2 protein-coding genes are annotated in these 1,669 nt (G+C 56.7%); one reads left to right on the top strand and one right to left on the bottom strand.

Going from position 1 to position 1,669, the window contains the following annotated elements; translation table 11 throughout:
• The coding region (locus IAG25_RS41085) for a transposase (protein WP_187609888.1) at positions 1-556 on the top strand (556 nt) is incomplete at its 5' end.
• A 155-nt stretch (positions 557-711) separates the two neighbouring features.
• Here IAG25_RS41085 and IAG25_RS41080 read toward each other — a convergent pair.
• Positions 712-1,669 (bottom strand): hypothetical protein (locus IAG25_RS41080; RefSeq protein ID WP_187609887.1); only part of this gene is annotated, 958 nt, incomplete at its 5' end.

Raw genomic sequence — 1,669 nt, 5'->3', positions numbered from 1 at the left:
GCGCGGCGAGAAGCGTAGCAACGACACACATGAATCCAGCACGGACACTCAGGCGCGACTGTTTCGTAAAAGTTGCGGCACGGGCGCGGTGCTTTGTTACATGGGTCACGTGCTGACCGATAATCGGCATGGCCTGGTCGTGAACGCACAGGTCACGCAGGCCAACGGCACGGCCGAGCGAAACACGGCGGCGCAGATGCTTGCGGACGCCGCGCGAGTCGCCGGTACGTCCATTTCGGTCGGCGCTGATAAAAACTACGATACGTCGGGCTTCGTGGCAACATGCCGCGCGAATAATGTGACGCCGCACGTGGCACAAAACGTCGGCCGCGCGGGCGGCTCCGCCATCGATGCTCGAACGACGCGATGGCCCGGCTACGCTATCGGTCAGCGCAAACGCAAATGCATTGAGCAGGTGTTTGGTTGGAGTAAGGCAGTCGGGAGGATTCGGCAGGTGATGTATCGAGGTCTGAAGCGCGTCGACCAACTCTTTCTGCTGACTCAGGCAGCCTACAACCTGACGCGCATGCGAACGCTGGCCGCCCGGGCGGCATGAGCGCAAAGGTGCAGAAGAATGCGACATTAGCAGCACCTGAATCAACGAAGTTCGGCATCGAATTGGTTGGGACTCTACGCCGCGGTGGCTCTTTCGAATGAGCGGGCGCCTGTTCAAGAAGGGATATTTCAACAGGCTGCTAGAGCCCATTTGCCCTACTGAAGGGAGCGGGCCTCGCTTGGCTCCCTCTCGTTGTCGGTCAAACTCACTCCGAGCCGCAACTCCAAGTCCTCTAAGGCGCTCGGTAATTGGGATGGATCCATGTTCTTTCTAAGTTCGTCGGCTTGCACCTTGCCGATTTGTTGCCTGTCATTGAGACTGAGCTGCTTCACCATTCCCAGGAAGCGATCAAAGGTATCCCGCCCAAAATCAAAAAATCGCAACGATCCGCGCACGCGTTCGACTTTGCGCGCGATTTCGCTCAAGGGCTTACCTCGGTCGCAATCGTCAAGTTGCTCAACAGCATCGAAGATTTCTTGGTACGACGCGAAATGCTTCTCCTGAGGCAGCCAACCGATTTTGGTTGCAAGTCTACCTAGCGCGATGCTTCTGTCCGGTGCATTGGATTGCTTAATATGTGCGAGGATACGATGAAATATTGCCTCCAGCGATGCTGAAGGAAGGCGATCGATCTTTTCCACAAGTGCGACCAATGGTTTACCTTGGTGTGAGATGCTGAGCTGCTCAACCGTACTCAAGGTACGCTCAAAGGCCTCCTGCATAGATTCGAAGGGCAGCCAGCCGATCTTGCCGACGAGGGCGCTCAGCAATCGGGCTTTGTCAGCCGGGTTGAGCTGTTCAGCAGCAGCTAGGACCCGATCGAAGCGTGTCAGCCGCTGGTTTTCAGGCAGCTTGTCGATTGACCTGATAAGTACGAGCAGCGGCTCTTTCCAATACCCGGGCGGTACCTTGGTCTGCAAAGAAATCTCCTGCGAACTCGGAGACTCCGACTGCACGGTTTTTGATGCCTGTGAGTTCAGTCTAGTCACTGCAGCCTGAATCTCCCAATCAAGCTCCTCTGGATCAAGATGGCGTGCTTCATTAATCGCTGTCGCGACCAGTGAGGAAACGAGCTGCTCGCCTCCGCCGGGCAGGTCTTTGAGCCCATAGCCG

Source organism: Caballeronia sp. EK (assembly GCF_014384845.1).
GTDB lineage: Bacteria > Pseudomonadota > Gammaproteobacteria > Burkholderiales > Burkholderiaceae > Caballeronia > Caballeronia jiangsuensis.
The sequence above is the reverse complement of the archived record's forward strand: the minus strand, read 5'-3'. Positions and strand labels throughout refer to the sequence as shown.